Source organism: Brevundimonas sp. UBA7838, from assembly GCF_002500885.1.
In the GTDB taxonomy this organism is placed as follows: Bacteria; Pseudomonadota; Alphaproteobacteria; order Caulobacterales; family Caulobacteraceae; genus Brevundimonas; species Brevundimonas vesicularis_C.
This window is the reverse complement of record NZ_DLTK01000100.1, coordinates 42,471-59,022: the sequence shown is the minus strand read 5'-3', so window position 1 is coordinate 59,022 and position 16,552 is coordinate 42,471. Positions and strand designations below refer to the sequence as shown.

Annotated in this window: 16 protein-coding genes; 11 read left to right on the top strand and 5 right to left on the bottom strand. The window is 66.9% G+C overall.

Features of this window, described 5'->3' with window-relative positions; all coding sequences use genetic code 11:
* Positions 1–608: TolC family protein (locus B3T77_RS09340; protein ID WP_292079012.1), on the top strand; the 608-nt coding region annotated here is incomplete at its 5' end.
* 79 nt (positions 609–687) lie between these two features.
* Here B3T77_RS09340 and B3T77_RS09335 read toward each other — a convergent pair.
* Positions 688–2,775, bottom strand: coding sequence for a catalase (locus B3T77_RS09335; protein WP_292079009.1), 2,088 nt, complete (start codon positions 2,773–2,775; stop codon positions 688–690).
* A gap of 182 nt (positions 2,776–2,957) precedes the next feature.
* On the opposite strand from B3T77_RS09335, the gene murC reads away from it, so the two are divergent.
* The 7 genes from murC to lpxC all read left to right on the top strand — a co-directional run bounded on the left by murC (position 2,958) and on the right by lpxC (position 11,434).
* Positions 2,958–4,370, top strand: coding sequence for a UDP-N-acetylmuramate--L-alanine ligase (gene murC, locus B3T77_RS09330; RefSeq protein WP_205682818.1), 1,413 nt, complete (start codon positions 2,958–2,960; stop codon positions 4,368–4,370).
* Complete coding sequence (gene murB, locus B3T77_RS09325; RefSeq protein WP_292079004.1) at positions 4,367–5,269, top strand: UDP-N-acetylmuramate dehydrogenase; 903 nt, start codon at positions 4,367–4,369, stop codon at positions 5,267–5,269. The genes murC and murB overlap by 4 nt, the downstream gene beginning before the upstream one ends.
* A gap of 79 nt (positions 5,270–5,348) precedes the next feature.
* On the top strand, positions 5,349–6,290 hold the full coding sequence (locus tag B3T77_RS09320; protein WP_292079002.1) for a D-alanine--D-alanine ligase: 942 nt from the start codon (positions 5,349–5,351) through the stop codon (positions 6,288–6,290).
* On the top strand, positions 6,278–7,165 hold the full coding sequence (locus tag B3T77_RS09315) for a cell division protein FtsQ/DivIB (RefSeq protein WP_292079000.1): 888 nt from the start codon (positions 6,278–6,280) through the stop codon (positions 7,163–7,165). The genes B3T77_RS09320 and B3T77_RS09315 overlap by 13 nt, the downstream gene beginning before the upstream one ends.
* A 55-nt stretch (positions 7,166–7,220) precedes the next feature.
* Positions 7,221–8,513 carry a cell division protein FtsA gene (gene ftsA / locus B3T77_RS09310; protein ID WP_039247066.1) on the top strand — a complete coding sequence of 431 codons (1,293 nt, stop codon included), beginning with the start codon at positions 7,221–7,223 and terminating at the stop codon, positions 8,511–8,513.
* A 248-nt stretch (positions 8,514–8,761) separates the two neighbouring features.
* Positions 8,762–10,348, top strand: coding sequence for a cell division protein FtsZ (gene ftsZ, locus B3T77_RS09305; protein ID WP_292078998.1), 1,587 nt, complete (start codon positions 8,762–8,764; stop codon positions 10,346–10,348).
* A gap of 186 nt (positions 10,349–10,534) precedes the next feature.
* The gene (gene lpxC / locus B3T77_RS09300) at positions 10,535–11,434 is read left to right on the top strand and encodes a UDP-3-O-acyl-N-acetylglucosamine deacetylase (RefSeq protein ID WP_112862510.1); all 900 of its coding nucleotides are present in this window, start codon (positions 10,535–10,537) and stop codon (positions 11,432–11,434) included.
* On the opposite strand, the gene pgeF is transcribed toward lpxC, so the two are convergent.
* Genes pgeF through lgt form a run of 3 tightly spaced genes read right to left on the bottom strand, consistent with a single transcriptional unit; the run spans position 11,431 to position 14,172 of the window.
* A complete protein-coding gene (gene pgeF, locus B3T77_RS09295) occupies positions 11,431–12,201 on the bottom strand; it encodes a peptidoglycan editing factor PgeF (protein ID WP_292078995.1) in 771 nt (256 codons plus the stop codon). The genes lpxC and pgeF overlap by 4 nt on opposite strands.
* A gap of 13 nt (positions 12,202–12,214) precedes the next feature.
* Entirely contained in the window at positions 12,215–13,300 is a 1,086-nt protein-coding gene (locus B3T77_RS09290) for a class I SAM-dependent methyltransferase (protein ID WP_292078993.1), read from the bottom strand.
* Positions 13,297–14,172: a prolipoprotein diacylglyceryl transferase gene (gene lgt / locus B3T77_RS09285; protein ID WP_292078991.1), complete on the bottom strand. Its 876-nt coding sequence runs from the start codon at positions 14,170–14,172 to the stop codon at positions 13,297–13,299. The genes B3T77_RS09290 and lgt overlap by 4 nt, the downstream gene beginning before the upstream one ends.
* A gap of 173 nt (positions 14,173–14,345) precedes the next feature.
* Between lgt and B3T77_RS09280 the strand changes: the two genes are divergently transcribed.
* From B3T77_RS09280 to B3T77_RS09270, 3 genes are all read left to right on the top strand, one after another.
* Positions 14,346–14,633, top strand: coding sequence for an accessory factor UbiK family protein (locus B3T77_RS09280; protein WP_153922568.1), 288 nt, complete (start codon positions 14,346–14,348; stop codon positions 14,631–14,633).
* A gap of 73 nt (positions 14,634–14,706) precedes the next feature.
* A complete protein-coding gene (locus B3T77_RS09275; protein ID WP_017504503.1) occupies positions 14,707–15,210 on the top strand; it encodes a YbjN domain-containing protein in 504 nt (167 codons plus the stop codon).
* 17 nt (positions 15,211–15,227) lie between these two features.
* Positions 15,228–16,016: a pyrroline-5-carboxylate reductase family protein gene (locus tag B3T77_RS09270; RefSeq protein ID WP_292078988.1), complete on the top strand. Its 789-nt coding sequence runs from the start codon at positions 15,228–15,230 to the stop codon at positions 16,014–16,016.
* On the opposite strand, the gene B3T77_RS09265 is transcribed toward B3T77_RS09270, so the two are convergent.
* The gene (locus B3T77_RS09265; RefSeq protein WP_292078986.1) at positions 16,013–16,489 is read right to left on the bottom strand and encodes a hypothetical protein; all 477 of its coding nucleotides are present in this window, start codon (positions 16,487–16,489) and stop codon (positions 16,013–16,015) included. The two genes, B3T77_RS09270 and B3T77_RS09265, sit on opposite strands and share 4 nt — an antisense overlap.
* Positions 16,490–16,552 lie beyond the last annotated feature (63 nt).

The window sequence follows — 16,552 nt, the reverse complement described above, 5'->3', positions numbered from 1 at the left end:
CGCCCCAGCTTAGCCAGCCGATCCCGGTCGGCGATGGCGCGGCGCTTCTGGCCCGCCGTCCCGACGTGCGCCAGGCCGAGGCCGAACTGGCCGCCGCCGCCGCGCGCGTGAACGTGGCGACCGCAAACCTGTTTCCGCAGATCAGCCTGGGCGGCTCTTTCGGATCCACCGCGCTGGATTCGGGTGAACTGGGCGACGACCAGAACTTCCGCTTCAGCTTCGGTCCGCTGATCAGCTGGTCCTTCCCCAACGTCTTCGCCGCCCGCGCTCAGATCAAGGCCGCCGGCGCCCGTTCGGACGCGGCGCTCGCCACCTTCGACCAGACGGTGCTGACGGCGCTTCAGGAAACCGAGACGGCCCTCAGCAACTACGCCAACGAACTGGACCGTCGTGCGGCCCTGACCGAAGCCAGGGACCAGGCAGCCCGCGCCGCCGACCTGTCGCGCCTGCGCTTCAACGCTGGCGCCGACAGCTTCCTTTTGGTGCTCGATGCCGAACGCACCCAAGCGGCGGCCGACGCCGCTCTGGCCCAGTCTGACGCCTTGGTCACGACCTATCAGATCGCCCTGTTCCGCGCCCTGGCCGGCGGCTGGCAAGCCGACAGCTGATCGCGTCGCGATGCTGAAAACGAAAGGGCCGGGCGACGTATCGCCCGGCCCTCTGTCGTTCTGATCAAGTTTACTGCGGTCAGGCCAACATGCGCACCTTGGGCTCGCGATCCCATTGGCGGGTGCGGGCGGGGGCGAGGAAGCTTTTGGGGGCCTTGGACAGATCGATCACGCCTGCGTCCGGCTCGACGCCCGCCTTGTTCAACAGGGGCTGGGCCTCAGGGGTGTGGCCGATGGCCTTGAGGTGACCGAAGGCGTCCTTGGCGAAATCGACTGCGGCGCCTTCTTTAAGAATTTGGGCGCAGCCGTTCTCGGACAAGATAATGGCGACAGCGTCGAACAGGACCGACGGGCTGCCGGCCAACTGACCGTCGGCCACCAGCGTCTTGCCGTCCTTCAGCTTGGCGCCGCCGACCTTGGGCGCGACGATGAAGACCGAGCCGCCGTCGCCTTCAACCGCCGCCTTGACGGCGTCGACGACCGCACCGTCCGAACCGTCGGCGACCAGGATGGCGACCTTCCGGCCCTTCAGGGTGTCGGGGTATTTGCCGACGATGCGCAACGCAGGCGAGGCGTCCAGATCGATGGGCGCCACACCGGGGTCGGACGCCTTGGGCAGGGGCAGGTTCAGGCCGTCTGCGACCCGCTGGGCCAGGGTTTCATCGACGTTCTGCAGATTGGCCAGAACACGCTCGCGAACGTGAGCGAGCGACACCTTAGACAGTTCAAAGACGATGGCGCTGGCCAAGTGGGCCTGTTCGATCTCGGTCTGGGAGCGGAAGAACAGCCGTGCCTGGCTGTAGTGATCGGCGAAGCTTTCAGCGCGCAGCCGGACCTTTTCGCCCTCGACTGGAACAGGCGCGGTGCGGAAACCGCCCTTGGGATCTTCACGCGGGCCGCCGTCCTCGCCCGCTTCGGCCAGGCTGTTGGGCTCGTAGTTGGCGCGGCCCTTGGGCACGGCCATCTGCATATGGCCGTCGCGCTGGAAGTTCTGGAAGGGGCAGCCTTTGGCCTGATTGATCGGGATCTGGTGGAAGTTGACCGTGCCCAGGCGCGACAGTTGGGTGTCCTGATAGGAGAACAGGCGGCCCTGCAGCAGCGGGTCTTCCGAAAAGTCGATGCCCGGCACGATGTTGGTCGGCAGGAAGGCGACCTGTTCGGTCTCGGCGAAGAAGTTGTCCGGGTTGCGGTCCAGCACCATTCGGCCGATCACGCGGATCGGATAGTCTTCTTCCGGCACCAACTTGGTGGCGTCCAGAATGTCGAAGGGCAGGGCGTCGGCCTGTTCCTGCGTGAACAACTGCACGCCGAACTCCCATTCGGGGAAGTCGCCCTGATCGATGGCCTCATACAGGTCACGGCGATGATAGTCGGGATCGGCGCCGGCGATCTTGACGGCCTCGTCCCAGCAGGTCGATTGCGTGCCCAGCTTGGGCCGCCAGTGGAACTTGACCAGCGTCGCCTCGCCTTCGGAATTGATCAGCCGGAAGGTGTTGACGCCGAAGCCTTCCATCATGCGGAGGCTGCGCGGGATGCCGCGATCCGACATGGCCCACATGACCATATGCATGCTCTCGGGCATCAGGCCGATGAAGTCCCAGAAGGTGTCGTGGGCGCTGGCCGCTTGAGGATAGCCCTTATCGGCCTCCATCTTCACCGAATGGATCAGGTCCGGAAACTTGATCGCGTCCTGGATGAAGAAGACGGGAATGTTGTTGCCGACTAAATCCCAGTTGCCTTCGGTCGTATAGAACTTGACCGCAAAGCCGCGCACGTCACGCGGCGTATCGACCGAGCCCGCGCCGCCGGCGACGGTCGAAAAGCGGGTGAACAGCTCGGTCTTCTTGCCGACCTCGGTCAGGATCTTGGCCGTGGTGAAGTCCGACAGGCTTTCGGTCAGTTCGAAGAAGCCGTGGGCGGCCGAACCGCGGGCATGGACGATCCGCTCAGGGATACGCTCGTGGTCGAAATGCTGGATCTTCTCGCGGAGGATGAAGTCTTCCAGCAGGGTCGAGCCGCGCGGGCCGGCCTTGAGCGAGTTCTGATTGTCGCTGATCGGCGTCCCGTGATTTGTGGTCAGGCGGGTCTCAGGCGTCGAGGCGGTCTGGTGCACCTCGCCGGCGTTGCCGATTATCGGCGCGCCGGCCGGCTTTGCGTTCTTGGCCATCTTGGAAGTCCTTTGGAGCAGCGGCGCAAGCGGGAGCCGCGCGCGTTCCCGAAGACAACTCGGTGGAGGCGCAATAGTTCTGTGCGAGTTCGTGCACAGCCGCGCCCGATCGTCCTTAGAAAAGTTCGCTCCGTATGCGGCGCGCCCTTCGCAGGAGGCGAGGCGGCGTTTATGAGGCGAAAATGATCGCACGCCTTCGCCCCGTCCCGTTCGACCTCGGTCCCGTTCATTTCGTCGGCATCGGCGGCATCGGCATGAGCGGCATCGCCGAGATCATGCTGAAGATCGGCTATTCGGTGCAGGGCTCTGACGCTAAGGCCAGCGCCAATACCGAGCGGCTGGAACAGCTGGGCGCCAAGATATTCATCGGCCACGACGCCGCCCATGTGGGCGAAGGCGTGTCGGCGGTGGTCTATTCGACGGCGGTCAAGGCCGACAATCCCGAGATGAAGGCGGCCCGCGAGCGCCGCATCCCGCTGGTGCGCCGGGCCGAGATGCTGGCCGAGCTGATGCGGCTGCAGTTCTCCATCGCGGTCGGCGGAACCCACGGCAAGACGACGACGACCTCTATGGTGGCGGCCCTGCTGGATGCGGCGGGCCTGGATCCCACCGTGGTGAACGGCGGCATCATCAACGCCTATGGCACCAACGCCAAGGTCGGCGACGGCGACTGGATCGTGGTGGAGGCGGACGAGTCGGACGGCAGCTTCCTGCGCCTGAAGTCGACGGTGGCCATCGTCACCAATATCGATCCCGAACATCTGGATCACTACGGCGACTTCGACGGGGTGCGGAAGGCGTTCGTCGATTTCGTCGAGAACATCCCCTTCTACGGGTTCGCCGCCGTCTGCCTGGACCATCCGGAGGTGCAGAAGCTGGTCGCGGCCATCGATAACCGGCGCCTCGTCACTTACGGCACGAACCCGCAGGCCATGGTGCGGGCTGAAAACTGCCAGATGGGACCGGACGGCGCGCGTTTCGACGTTGTGATCCAGAACGGCGAGACCCACCGCATCGAAGGTCTGCACCTTCCGATGGCGGGTTGGCACAATGTGTCGAACGCCTTGGCCGCCATCGCCGTGGCGCGCGAGCTGGATGTGTCGGACGACGCGATCCGCACCGGTCTGGCCGGGTTCGGCGGGGTCAAGCGGCGCTTCACCACCACGGGCGTCGTGGGCGGCGTCCGCATCGTCGACGACTATGGCCACCACCCGGTCGAGATCGCCGCCGTGCTGAAGGCCGCACGCCAGGTGACGGAAGGTCGCGTCATCGCGGTGGTTCAGCCGCACCGCTATACGCGTCTGCGCGATCTGATGGACGAGTTCTCGACCTGCTTCTCGGACGCCGACAGCGTGATCGTCGCCGACGTCTATCCTGCCGGCGAACAGCCGATCGAAGGGGTGGACAAGCACGCCCTGGCCGACGGTGTGCGCCGCTACGGCCACCGTCACGTCCAGGCCTTGGAGAACGCCGCCGTCCTGCCACGCCTGATCAAGGACGAGGCGAAATCCGGCGACGTCGTCGTGCTGCTGGGCGCTGGCGACATCACCAGCTGGGCCTATGGCCTGCCGGCGCAGTTGGAGGCTCTGGCGTGATCGCTCTGCCCGAAGTGCGCGGCAAGCTGCTGCGGAACGAGCCGCTCGCGCCCTATACCTGGTTCCGGGTAGGCGGCGCGGCCGAGGCCCTGTTCATTCCGGCGGACGCCGAGGATCTGGCGGACTTCCTGAAGGCGCTGGACCCGGCCGTGCCGGTGACGGTTCTGGGCGTCGGATCGAACGTCATCGTCCGTGACGGCGGGGTCGAGGGCGTGGTGATCCGCCTGGCGGGCCGCCCTTGGGCGCAGATCACGGCGGACGGCGATGCGGTCACGGCTGGCGCGGGCGCGCTGGACTCGATGGTCGCCAAGGCCAGCGCCAAGGCGGGGATCGCCGGGCTGGAATTCTACGCCGGCATTCCGGGCACCATCGGCGGCGCCTTGACCATGAACGCCGGCTGCTACGGCTCCGAGACCAAGGACGTGCTGGTGTCGGCCTGGGGCCTGACGCGGTCGGGCGAGCGGGTCGATTACGCTCTGGCCGACTTCCGTTACACCTATCGCCATTCCCAGGCGCCGGCCGACATCATCTGGATCGAGGCGACCTATCGCGGCACGGCCGACAAACCCGAGGCGGTGGCGGCCCGGATCTCCGAGATCACAAGCCGTCGCGAGACGACCCAGCCGATCCGCGAGAAGACGGGCGGCTCGACGTTCAAGAACCCCGAGGGCCATTCGTCGTGGAAGCTGGTGGATGAGGCCGGCTGGCGCGGCAAGCTGCACGCCGAAACCGGGGGAGGGGCCAAGTTCAGCGAACTGCACTCCAACTTCATGATCAATCCCGGCGAAGCGACTGCGGCCGATATCGAAGGCCTGGGCGAGGCGGTTCGCGCCGATGTCCTGGCCAAGACCGGCGTTCAGCTGGAGTGGGAAATCAAGCGGATCGGCCGGGCGGGATAAAAAAATCCTGCGCAAAAAGGGTCGGCGGGCGCGAATGGTTGACGGCCTGTTAAACATGTAGGCCCCAATCCAAGGCGTCATGGCCCGCGCTTTCAAAGATCTTCATGTCGCCGTCCTACTGGGCGGCCTTTCCGCAGAGCGGGAGGTGTCCCTCTCGTCGGGCGAGCAGTGCGCGCGCGCGCTGGAGCGGCAGGGCGTGCGCGTCAGTCGCGTGGATGCGGGGCGGGATCTGGCCAATGTGTTGTCCGGCCTGATCAAGCCGGACGTGGTCCTGAACTGTCTGCACGGGGCCTGGGGCGAGGACGGCTGCGTCCAGGGCGTGCTGGAGACGCTGCGTATTCCTTATAGCCATTCCGGCGTGCTGGCTTCGGCCCTGGCGATGGACAAGGACAAGTCCAAGGCCGTGCTGCGGGCGGCGGGCATCAAGGTGCCGGGCGGTGGTCTTTACGATCGTCACGAAGTCGCCAGCCGCCACGTCATCGACCCGCCCTATGTGGTCAAGCCGAATGCCGAAGGCTCGTCTGTCGGCGTCTTCTTGGTGCGCGAGGGCGCCAACCGTCCGGTTTCCGAAGTGGGCGAGCCGGGGTGGACTTATGGCGAGCAGGTTGTCGTCGAGCCCTATATCGCCGGCAAGGAACTGTGCGTCACCGTGCTGGGCGAACCGGCCGGACCGCGCGCCCTGACCGTCACGGACATCACCCCGACCAAGGGCTTCTATGACTATGAGGCCAAGTATGCGCCGGGCGGATCGGTGCACGTCCTGCCGGCCGTTCTGCCTCCGCACGTGTTCGAAAAGGCGCTGCGTCAGGCCGAGGCGGCGCACGTCGCAATGGGGTGCCGTGGCGTGTCGCGATCCGACTTCCGTTATGATGATGTTAAGGACGATCTGGTCCTGTTGGAGGTCAATACCCAGCCCGGCATGACTCCGACTTCGCTCGCGCCCGAGCAGGCCGCCCATACCGGGATGAGCTATGACGATCTGGTTCGGTGGATGGTGGAGGACGCCTCATGCCCGCGGTAGTTCGCGGCGGTCGGCGACAGGGTTCTAATCAGGCTCCACAGCGCGGTTCGGCTTCCAAAGGCGGGGGACGGTCGCGCAGCGGGGCCCAGAACGCGTCCGCCGTTCCCGGCAAGATGGCCGCCATCGGCCGTGTCGATATTTCGCCACGCACCGCCGTGATCGCCCTGGGCGCCGGCGCGCTGCTGCTGGTCGGGGTTCTGGCCACGGGCGCCCGCGCCGAGCGGATCGGCGCCTCGGTTTCGCATGGCCTGGACAATCTGACAGCCGGCATGGGCCTGACGCTGAAGCGGGTGCACATCACCGGCGCCTCGCCCGAGGCTGAGCCGGCGATCGAGCGCGCGCTCGGCCTGTATTCTGGTCAGCCGATCACCAGTCTGGATCTGGACGCCATTCGCACGCGGGTTCAGGGCGTGGGTTGGGTCAAGGAAGCGCGCGTGGTGCGCCTGTTGCCCGACACCCTGATCGTCGAGGTCAAGGAACACGACCGCCTCGCCGTCTGGCAGGAAGCCGGTCAGATCAAGGTGATCGACAACCGGGGCCAAGTCATCGACGGCGCCGACGCGCGCCGCTATCCGACGCTGCCGCTGGTCGTGGGCAAGGGAGCCGACCTGGCGGCGGGCGAAATCCTGCCTCTGCTGGCCCAGCGCCCGCGGCTGATGGGGATGGTGGACGCCCTGGTGCGCGTGGACGAGCGCCGCTGGGACCTGCGTCTCAAGGACGGCAGCCTGATCCAACTGCCTGCCACCGAACAGGACGCGGCCCTGATCCGCCTCGATGCGCTGGACCAGCGCGAACGCCTGCTCGACCTGGGCTTCGCCCGCGTCGATCTCAGAACCCCGGACGAGGTCGCCGTGCGACCCGCCGGTGACGCCTAAGGACCGTAGAGACATGACCAAGCAACGCGGCGCGGCGAATGATCACGGTCGGGGCATGGATCCTCGCGCCGGTCGTGCGCCTGTGGTCGCCGCGCTGGACATCGGCCAGTCCAAGGTCTCGTGCTTCATCATGAAGCCCGACGGCGTCCGCCATGCCGACCGCACCATCCGCGTCGCGGGCGCCAGCCACGTCCAGTCCAAGGGCGTGAGGGGCGGGGCCATCATCAATATGGATGAGGCCGCCCAGGCCATCGGCCATGCCGTCGAACGCGCCGAGCGTGCGGCCCAGAGCCCGGTTTCCGGCGTCGTCGTCACCACGGCTATCGGCCAGATGGCCAGCCACCGGGTGCAGGCCCGCGTCTCGCTGGGCGCCAATCCGGTCGGCGACGCCGATCTGGCGCGCGCCATCGGCATGGCTCTAGCCCAGATTCGCTTGCCCAACCGTCGCCCGATCCACGTCCTGCCCATCGCCTGGTCGGTCGACGGCGCGCGAGGCGTGCATGATCCGCGTTCGATGCGGGGCGGCTCGCTGGGGCTTGATCTTTTGGTCGTCTCAATGGCCGAAAACGTCTTCACGACCCTCAGCCACTGCCTGGAGCTGGCGCACCTGGATCTGCAAGGCGTCGCCGCCGCACCCGTCGTCTCATCTCTGGCCGCGCTGGAAGAAGACGAGATGGACCTGGGCGCCGTCTGCATCGACATGGGCGGCGGCTCGACCAGCGCCGCCGTGTGGGGCGGCCGGTCCCTGCTGCATATTGAAAGCCTGAACGTCGGCGGCGATCACGTCACCTCCGACATCGCACGCGGTCTGTCGACGTCCAAGGCCGGCGCCGAAAGGCTCAAGACCCTGCACGGCTCGGCCATGGCCAGCGCCAACGAGGACCGCGAAATGCTGGAGGCTCCGCCGCGCGGCGAGGACGCCTCGGCCGGCCCCGTCATCGTCCCGCGCGCCATGCTGAAGACCGTTATCGCCCCGCGCGTCGAGGAAACCCTCGAACTGCTCCGTGATCGGCTAAAAAATGCGGGCGTCGGCCTGGAGCCAGGCGCGGGCCTCGTCCTGACCGGCGGGGCCAGTCAGCTGAACGGCGTGCGCGAACTCGCCGTGCGCGTGTTCGACCGTCCCGTCCGCCTCGGAAAACCCCAACGGGCGCCACATTTGGCCGACGCCGCCTCCGGCCCCGCCTTCTGCGCCACCGCCGGCGTCCTCCTCCGCGCCGCCTATGGCCCGCGTGAGGCGGTGTCCGCGCGGAAGCTGATGGCGCGGCAGATTACGGCTGCAGATGCGCCCCGCATTCACCGTGGAAACGTGGTGGGACGCGTGGCCGGCTGGCTGAGAGATAATCTGTAAAGGCCCCCACGACCCATGCTTTAGCTCCGGTCACCGCGCGCCAACCCTACCTGAGATCCAAACTTCCATCTTCGTGGAAAACTTCAGCAACGCTTCCGGTTTGGGGTGTTCTTCGGTCCGACTCACATTATCGCCGTAACCTTCTCTTAACCTTCATGGGCGCAATCCTTAACGCGCTCATAACCAAAGCGATTCGGCGGGGCGGTCGGTTGGTTTGAAGGGGCGGGTCAGCAGGTCGGAAACAGAAAATGTCGCTCTCATTGGTCAAGCCGCAACACACTGAACTGAAGCCCCGCATCGTCGTGTTCGGCGTCGGCGGCGCTGGCGGCAACGCCGTGAACAACATGATCGACGCCGGCCTCGAAGGGGTCGAGTTCGTCGTGGCCAACACCGACGCGCAGCACCTCAGCTTCGCCAAGACCGATCGCCGTATCCAACTGGGCGAGACCATCACCCAAGGCCTGGGCGCCGGCGCCCACCCCGAAGTCGGCATGAACGCCGCCGAGGAGTCCGCTGACGAGATCCATCAGCACCTGGAAGGTGCGCACATGGTCTTCATCACCTGCGGCATGGGCGGCGGCACCGGCACCGGCGCGGCGCCTGTCATCGCCAAATGCGCGCGTGACCGCGGCATCCTGACCGTCGGCGTCGTGACCAAGCCCTTCACCTTCGAAGGGCGTCACCGCATGCGTCTGGCCGACGCGGGCGTCGCCGAGCTGCAACGCTATGTCGACACCCTGATCGTCATCCCAAACCAGAACCTGTTCCGCGTCGCCAATGAGCGCACGACCTTCGCCGACGCCTTCGGCATGGCCGATCAGGTCCTGCACTCGGGCGTGCGCTCGATCACCGACCTGATGATCCTGCCTGGCCTGATCAACCTGGACTTCGCCGACGTGCGCGCCGTCATGTCCGAGATGGGCAAGGCGATGATGGGCACGGGCGAGGCCACGGGCGACGACCGCGCCCTGCTGGCGGCCCAGAACGCCATCGCCAACCCGCTGCTGGACGAAACCAGCCTGAAGGGTGCCAAGGCCGTGCTGGTGAACATCACCGGCGGTTTGGACATGACTCTGCTGGAAGTCGACGAAGCTGCCAACGCCATCAGCGCGGAAGTGGACGGCGACGCCAACATCATCTTCGGCGCCGCTTTCGACCCGGCCCTGGATGGCAAGATCCGCGTCTCGGTCGTCGCGACCGGCATGGACGAGGGCGAAGTGCGTCGCATCGAACCCATCGCCCCGCCGGCCGCCAGCGCGCCGCTGGCTGGTCATGACGCTCGCCGCTCGGCTGGCGGTCTGTATGGCACGCAAGCCTCGCGCGCGCCGGAACCGACCCGCGACGCCTACCGTGAGCCGGTTCGCGCAGAAGCCCCGCGCGCGCCTGAGCCCCGCATCGAGGCGGTGCCGGTTGTGCCGACCTTTCAGGCCCCTGCCGCTCGCGAACCGGAACCGCGCCCCGAGCCGGTGATCCGCGTCGCCGAGCCGCAGCCGCGCGCTCTGGACCCCATCGTTGATCCTTGGGTCGAGGAATATGAAACCCGCGCGCCGGCCCCGCGCGTCGCGCCGCAAGGCGATCTCTATGAGCGCGCCGCGCCTGCGGCCCAGCAGCCTCAGGCCGACGAGGGTTACGACGACCGTGACCACCGCCGCAGCGGCTGGAGCCTGTTTGGTCGCGGCAAGCGCACCCAGCCTCAGCACGACATGTCTTATGCGCCGCAATCGTCGCATCAGGCGCGCTCTTCGGCTCAACCGGTCCAACATCCAGAACCGGAGGCGGGACAGGCCGATGACGACCTGGAAATCCCATCCTTTCTCCGCCGTCTGGCCAACTAAACGTCCCAAATGACGATGAAACGCCCCGGAGCCCGTCTCCGGGGCGTTTCTCGTTCTCGGACGTGTCTCAGAGCGAAACAATCCGAAACCGGACTTTGATTTCGCGCTTGCGGCATGACCGCTAGATGAAACCCAGGGCGCAATCCGCACGGTGTGCGGCGCGCAAAGGAAAGAGCGAGTTCAGGTTTGTCGGTCAGAAGCGACCATCACGAACGCACCATCGTCGCCCCGGCCATCATCGCCGGGGTCGGGGTGCACACCGGCCGCCGGGTGCGGCTGGCGGTTCGGCCTGCGCCATCTGGCACGGGCATCGTCTTCGTGCGCACCGACATCACCGACCGCGACAACCGCATTCCGGTGTCGGGCGAGGCCGTGGTTGACGCCCGCCTGAACACCATGATCGAGAACGGCGCGGGTGTTCGCCTGTCGACGATCGAGCATCTGATGGCCGCTTTCGCCGCGCTGGGCGTGTCGAACGCCGTGGTCGAGGTGGACGGACCAGAGCTGCCGATCCTGGACGGTTCGGCGCTGGAGTTCGTGAAGCTGCTGGATCGGGCCGGTTTCCGACCACAGCCGACGCCGCAGCGCTACATCGAGATCCTGGAAACGGTCCATGTCGTCGAGGGCGACAAGCATGCGGCCCTGATGCCGTGCGACCGCTACGAGATGCGGTTCGAGATCGACTTCCCGTCGGCCGTGATCGGCAATCAGGTGATCGACTTCGTCGTGGACGAACCGACCTTCCGCAAGGAGATCATGGCCTGCCGCACCTTCGGTTTCGCCCATGAGGTCGAGGCGCTGCGCAAGGCGGGCCTGGCGCGCGGCGGTTCGCTGGAGAACGCCGTGGTCATCGACGGCGACGAGATTCTAAACCCCGGCGGCCTGCGCATGGAACGCGAGTTCGTGCGTCACAAGGCGCTGGACGCCATCGGCGACCTGTATGTGCTTGGCGCTCCCCTGCTGGGTCGATACGAAGGCTACAAGGCCGGTCACGCGCTGAACAACAAGCTGGTCCGCGCCCTGCTGGCCGCGCCCCAAGCTTGGCGCGAGGTCACCCGCGTGCCGGAGCTGGCGCGCGCGGGCTAAGCCCCGATCACCGCAATCAATCGACCGAAGTCCGGCTCGCCGTGCTGGAAGGCGCGACGGTTCGAATAGAACCGCTCTGCGTCCGCGCAGGTGTCGTGCCCGGTCCAGACGGCCTGGCCGACCCCCGCCTGCTGCAGCCGCCAAAGGACAAAGCCGGGCAGGTCGAACTGGCGTTTGTCAGCGGTCTCTCCGGGGTGGAAGAAGCGGTCGCTGCCAGGATCGTGGTGGGTGAAGCGATCTTCGAAATCGACGCCGACCTCATAGCTGGCGGGCGCGATGCAGGGGCCGACGGCGGCGACCACCCGCCGAGGCTCGGCGCCCAGGGCCTGCATGGCGGAAACGGCGGAGTGGATGACGCCGCCCAGCGCGCCCTTCCAGCCGGCGTGGACGGCGGCGACGATGCGGGTCTCGGGATCGGCCATCAGGATCGGCGCACAGTCGGCGGTCAGAACTGAACACAGCAGGCCCGGCTCGGCTGAGACGACGGCGTCGCCTTCCGGCCTGTCGCCATGCCAGGGACCTTCGGCCACACGCGCCACGGCGGAATGGATTTGATAGCAGCCGTTCAGATGGCCCGGGTCGGCGTTGAAATGGCCCGCTGCACGCCGGCGGTTTTCGGCGACGGCGGCCGGGTCGTCCTTGGAGCCGACGCCAGCGTTCAACCCTTCATAGATGCCGGTCGAAACGCCGCCCGCACGGGTGAAGAAGCCGTGAGCAATGCCGGCGGCGGTCAGAAGCGGGTGGGTGATGGCGGCCAGATCGCTCATGCCCCCACCTATATCAGGCGTCCCAGCCGGGCACGACCATGGATCGGGGGGCGAAGATGGCGGCGGCCTTGAACAGGGTTCCCATCTGGTTGTCGCCGGTCAGCCGATGCAGCTGGCGGTCGATGACGCCCGAGGCGGCAGGCCGGCCGGCTTTCAGCGCCTCGGCGCGGGCCTTGATGCCCAGCCGGCGCAGGAACTCGCCTTGGGGCAGGCTGCCGGTGACGTCGGCGCCGGTTCGCACCGCGCCTTCCAGCACCAGGGGGAAGTCGGCCCATTGGGTCAGGTCGGCTTCGCCGGGCGTGGCGAGGGGATCCACCTTCTGGTGACGACGCAGGGCCTGGAGCGTGTCGCCGGCTTCGGGGCGGGCGCGGCCATAGTCGATTAGCAGAGCGGCGCCCGAGGCGGCCTTCATCAACAGGCCGAGGTCGCGGCCGAAGACCGCCTGCTGGTCCGAAATTTCCAGAATGCCGCCTGGCGCGATGTCGAAGTCCGGCTTGTGGAAACCGCCGGATATGGCGGTCAGGCCGAAGATCAGGTCGCCATCGTCTGTGACGCCGATGCGGCGCTCGGCCCAGCCGCCGTCCGTGCGGACGAACTGACGGGCGGGCATGCAGTCCAGCACCTCATTGGCGATCAGGATGACCGGGGCGTCGGTCTCGATCGCCGTCAGGCTGCGGACCCAGCGCGGCGACAGGTCGGCGCCGGCCAGGGCCTTGGCCTGGAGATCGCGCAAGGGGGCGCTGGGTTCGATCAGGATCAGATCGCAGGCTTCAAGAAAGCCCGGAACCAGGCGGGCGGCGCGCAAGGCGTCGCTCATCAACGTGCCGTCGCCGGGGCCGACCTCGACCAGGCGGAACCGCTCGGGCGCGCCCAGCCGGTTCCAGGTTTCGACCGCCCACAGGCCGATCAGTTCGCCGAACATCTGGCTGACCAGAGGGGCGGTGATGAAGTCGCCACGCGCGCCCAAATCCGGACGCGACGCATAGTAGCCGCCCTTGGGATCGTGCAGGCAGCGGGTTACGTAGTCGGCGACCGTCATCGGACCCGTCAGCGCGATCTCGCGCGCCAGACGGGCCTTGAGGGTTTCGGCCTCGCTCATGCCTCAGCGGCAGCCGGCGGACGCTTCCACGCGCGCCAGATCAGCCAGGCGCCGACCAGGATCATCGGGATTGACAGCATCATTCCCATAGTCAGGCCGAACGGGAAATCTGGCATGCCGATATCCGGCTCGCGCACATTCTCCAGCGCCGCGCGGCAGACGCCATAACCGACTAAGAACAGGCCGGTGATATAGCCGGGCTTCTTCAGCAGGCCGAAATTCCAGATGGCAATGGAAAGGATGGAGAAGAGAACGATCCCCTCAAGGCCTGCCTCATAGAGCTGGCTGGGGTGGCGGGGCGCATCGCCCGCGGGGCAGAAGCCGTACATCTGTTCGATGCGGGCGTTGCAGAAGCGCACCGCCCAGGGGACGGTCGTCTCGCGGCCCCACAGCTCGCCGTTGATGAAGTTGGCCAGGCGACCGAACATCAGGCCGATCGGCACGACGGGCGCGACCAGATCGCCGAGGCGCAGCATGTTAATCTTCTGCGATCGGGCATAGAGGACGATGGCCAGGCAGACGCCCAGGAAGCCGCCGTGGAAGCTCATGCCGCCGGTCCACAGCTGGAACAGTTCGAACCGCTCGCCCAGCGTCTGGCCGGTGAACAGCTGGCCGTACATGGCCGGCTTGTAGAAGAGGGCGTAGCCGAGGCGGCCGCCCAGGATGATGCCCAGCACGATCCACAGCACCAGGTCGTCCAGTTGCGTCGTGGTGACAGGCGGCTTGCCGGGCGCCCACAGCCGCTGGGTCTTGGCCAGGCGCGCGGCGTACCACCAGCCCAGCATGATGCCGGCGACATAGGCCAGCGCGTACCAGCGGATCGGAAGCGGTCCGAGGTGGATCAGGACCGGATCGAATTCGGGAAAGGGCAAGGGGCGTTCCTGTGCGGGACTGTCTTTGACAGCGGTTTAGCAAGCGTCGCCGCCGTCGTCGCCTGTGAAGACGCATCACGACGCCTTGATGGCGCCCGCGAAGCAGCAGAAAGAAAGGTTTCGTTCACCATAGTCGGTGAACCTTCGTTAACGACGTTGAGGTCGGAGCCGCCATGCAGACCCGCAATCCCATTCTGGACGAGTTCGCCAAACTGACGACCGGCGCCATGGGCCTGGCCCAAGCCGCAGGCGAAGAGGCCAAGACCGCCTGGCGCGCCCAGGCCGACCGGATCGCCGCCGAAATGGACCTGGTCCGTCGCGACGAGTTCGATGTTCTGAAGGACGAGATCGCCGCTCTGCGTGCCGAGATCGCAGAGCTGAAGGCCGCCCAAAAGCCGGCTGCAAAGCCCGCGAAGGGAACGTCCACAGATGGAACTCAACCCGGGGACGCAGCCGGTTGAGCCGAATCTGCGAACAGGCTTACCGTTCTGTTAACGCCCGCGATTCTCGCGGACGCAGCGTGAAAGACACTTGATGGACATCGCCCGGCCCGAGGAAGTGGACGTGCCCTTCGACCCGCTTGAGGTCGTCGAGCATGTGCTCACGGCCGAGAATCTTCCGTTCGACCGCACCGACGACGGCGACCTCGCCTTTGCTCTGGCCGGCGACTGGAAGGACTATGAGCTATGGTTCGCCTGGCGTCCCGAGGGCGACTGTCTTCAGCTGTGCTGCGCGCTGGATCTGAAGGTGGCCAAAAGCCGCAAGACGGCGGCCTATGAACTGGTCGGCCTGATCAACCAGCGCACCTGGATGGGTCATTTCGAAGTCTGGGCCGAGGACGGCGAGATCGTCTTCCGCCATTCGCTGGCCCTGCCGATGGGCGAGCGCCCGACCCTGGCCCAGGCAGCCTCGATGATCGACGCGGCCATCGAGGCTTCGGATCGCTACTACCCCGCCTTCGACTTCATGGTGCGCGGGAACAAGAAGCCGCAGGAGGCGATCGACGCCTGCCTGTTCGAGACCGTCGGCACCGCCTGATGCCAAGCGCGGCATCTGTGCCGGGTCCCGTTGTTCTGGTCGGCTGCGGCCGGCTGGGCTCCGCCATTCTGGAAGGCTGGCTGCTGACCGAGACGGTGGCGGCGTCCGACCTGATCATTCTCACCCCCTCGGAAAAGCCGGCGGCCGAGACGGCGCGGGTCAAGGGCGCGCGGACCAATCCGCCGCTGGAGGTCCTGACCGAGGCGGCGGTAATCGTTTTGGCGGTCAAACCGGCGCTGTGGCGCGAGGTCATGGCTCCGCTGGCGCCGTTCCTGAATGACCGAGCCGTCATTCTGTCGGTAATGGCGGGCGTGACGGCGCCGACCTTGGCCGAAGGTCTAGGAGGCTGGCCCATCGTACGGGTGATGCCGACGACCGGCGTGTCGCGCGGGCGCGGCGTGGCCTCTGTCTGGTCGGCGGACCGGCGCGCTGAGGGCATCGGGCGGGCGTTGTTTGAGCCGATGGCCGAGACCGTGGTGCTGGCGGACGAGGCGCTGATGGATGCGGCGACAGCGGTGGCCGGGTCAGGCGCAGCCTATTTCTACGCCTTCACCGAAGCGCTGGCGCGGGCTGGGGAGGCGGCGGGCCTGGATGCGGCGACAGCGGATGTGCTGGCGCGCGCGACCCTGAGGTCCGCAGCCGACTCCATGGGCGACGATGGGCTGGAGGCCCTGATAGGCCGCATCGCCTCGCCTGGCGGCTCGACCCGCGCCGGGCTTGACGCCATGGCGAAGGACGGCCGCCTCACGGTGATGCTGGACGAGACGGTCGCGGCGGCGGTCAGACGCAACCGAGAGATGGGTTAGAAGCGTCCGCGCTCAATCTGATCGCCGAAGCGCTCGAACGCGCGGTCAGCGTCACGCCAGACGCTGTAGCCCCAGACGTCGCTAATGCTGGGCGTGAAGTAGGAATAGTCCACGGGCCGCGTCACGCCGTCCGCCATAACGATCTCACCCTTGATGGCCGCGCCGCCGACGGACACGCTGCGGATCGGGTCGAGGCCGGGCGTCTGACGGACCTGTTCGAACGTCGGCCGGTTCGGCTTCAGATCGACCAGCACCAGATTGGCGGTCGCGCCTGGATAACGCTGGGCTAAGGCCTTGCCGACCTCGGCCTGAAGGCCGGCGATCTGTTCGTTGACCTCGCGGTCGCCGAGCTTTTCGACCTCGCGCTGAAGCTGCGGCCCGACTGTGACGTTCACCGTCGGCGCTTGAGCCTGAGCCATGGCGGCGACGGCGAGTGTCGCCGCCAGGGGTGCAAAGAAGGCGAGTTTACGCATCGAAATCATCTCCAAGCCCTGTCGCCATCAAGATGACCCTTGCAGCGTTGTTTCGCCAGACCC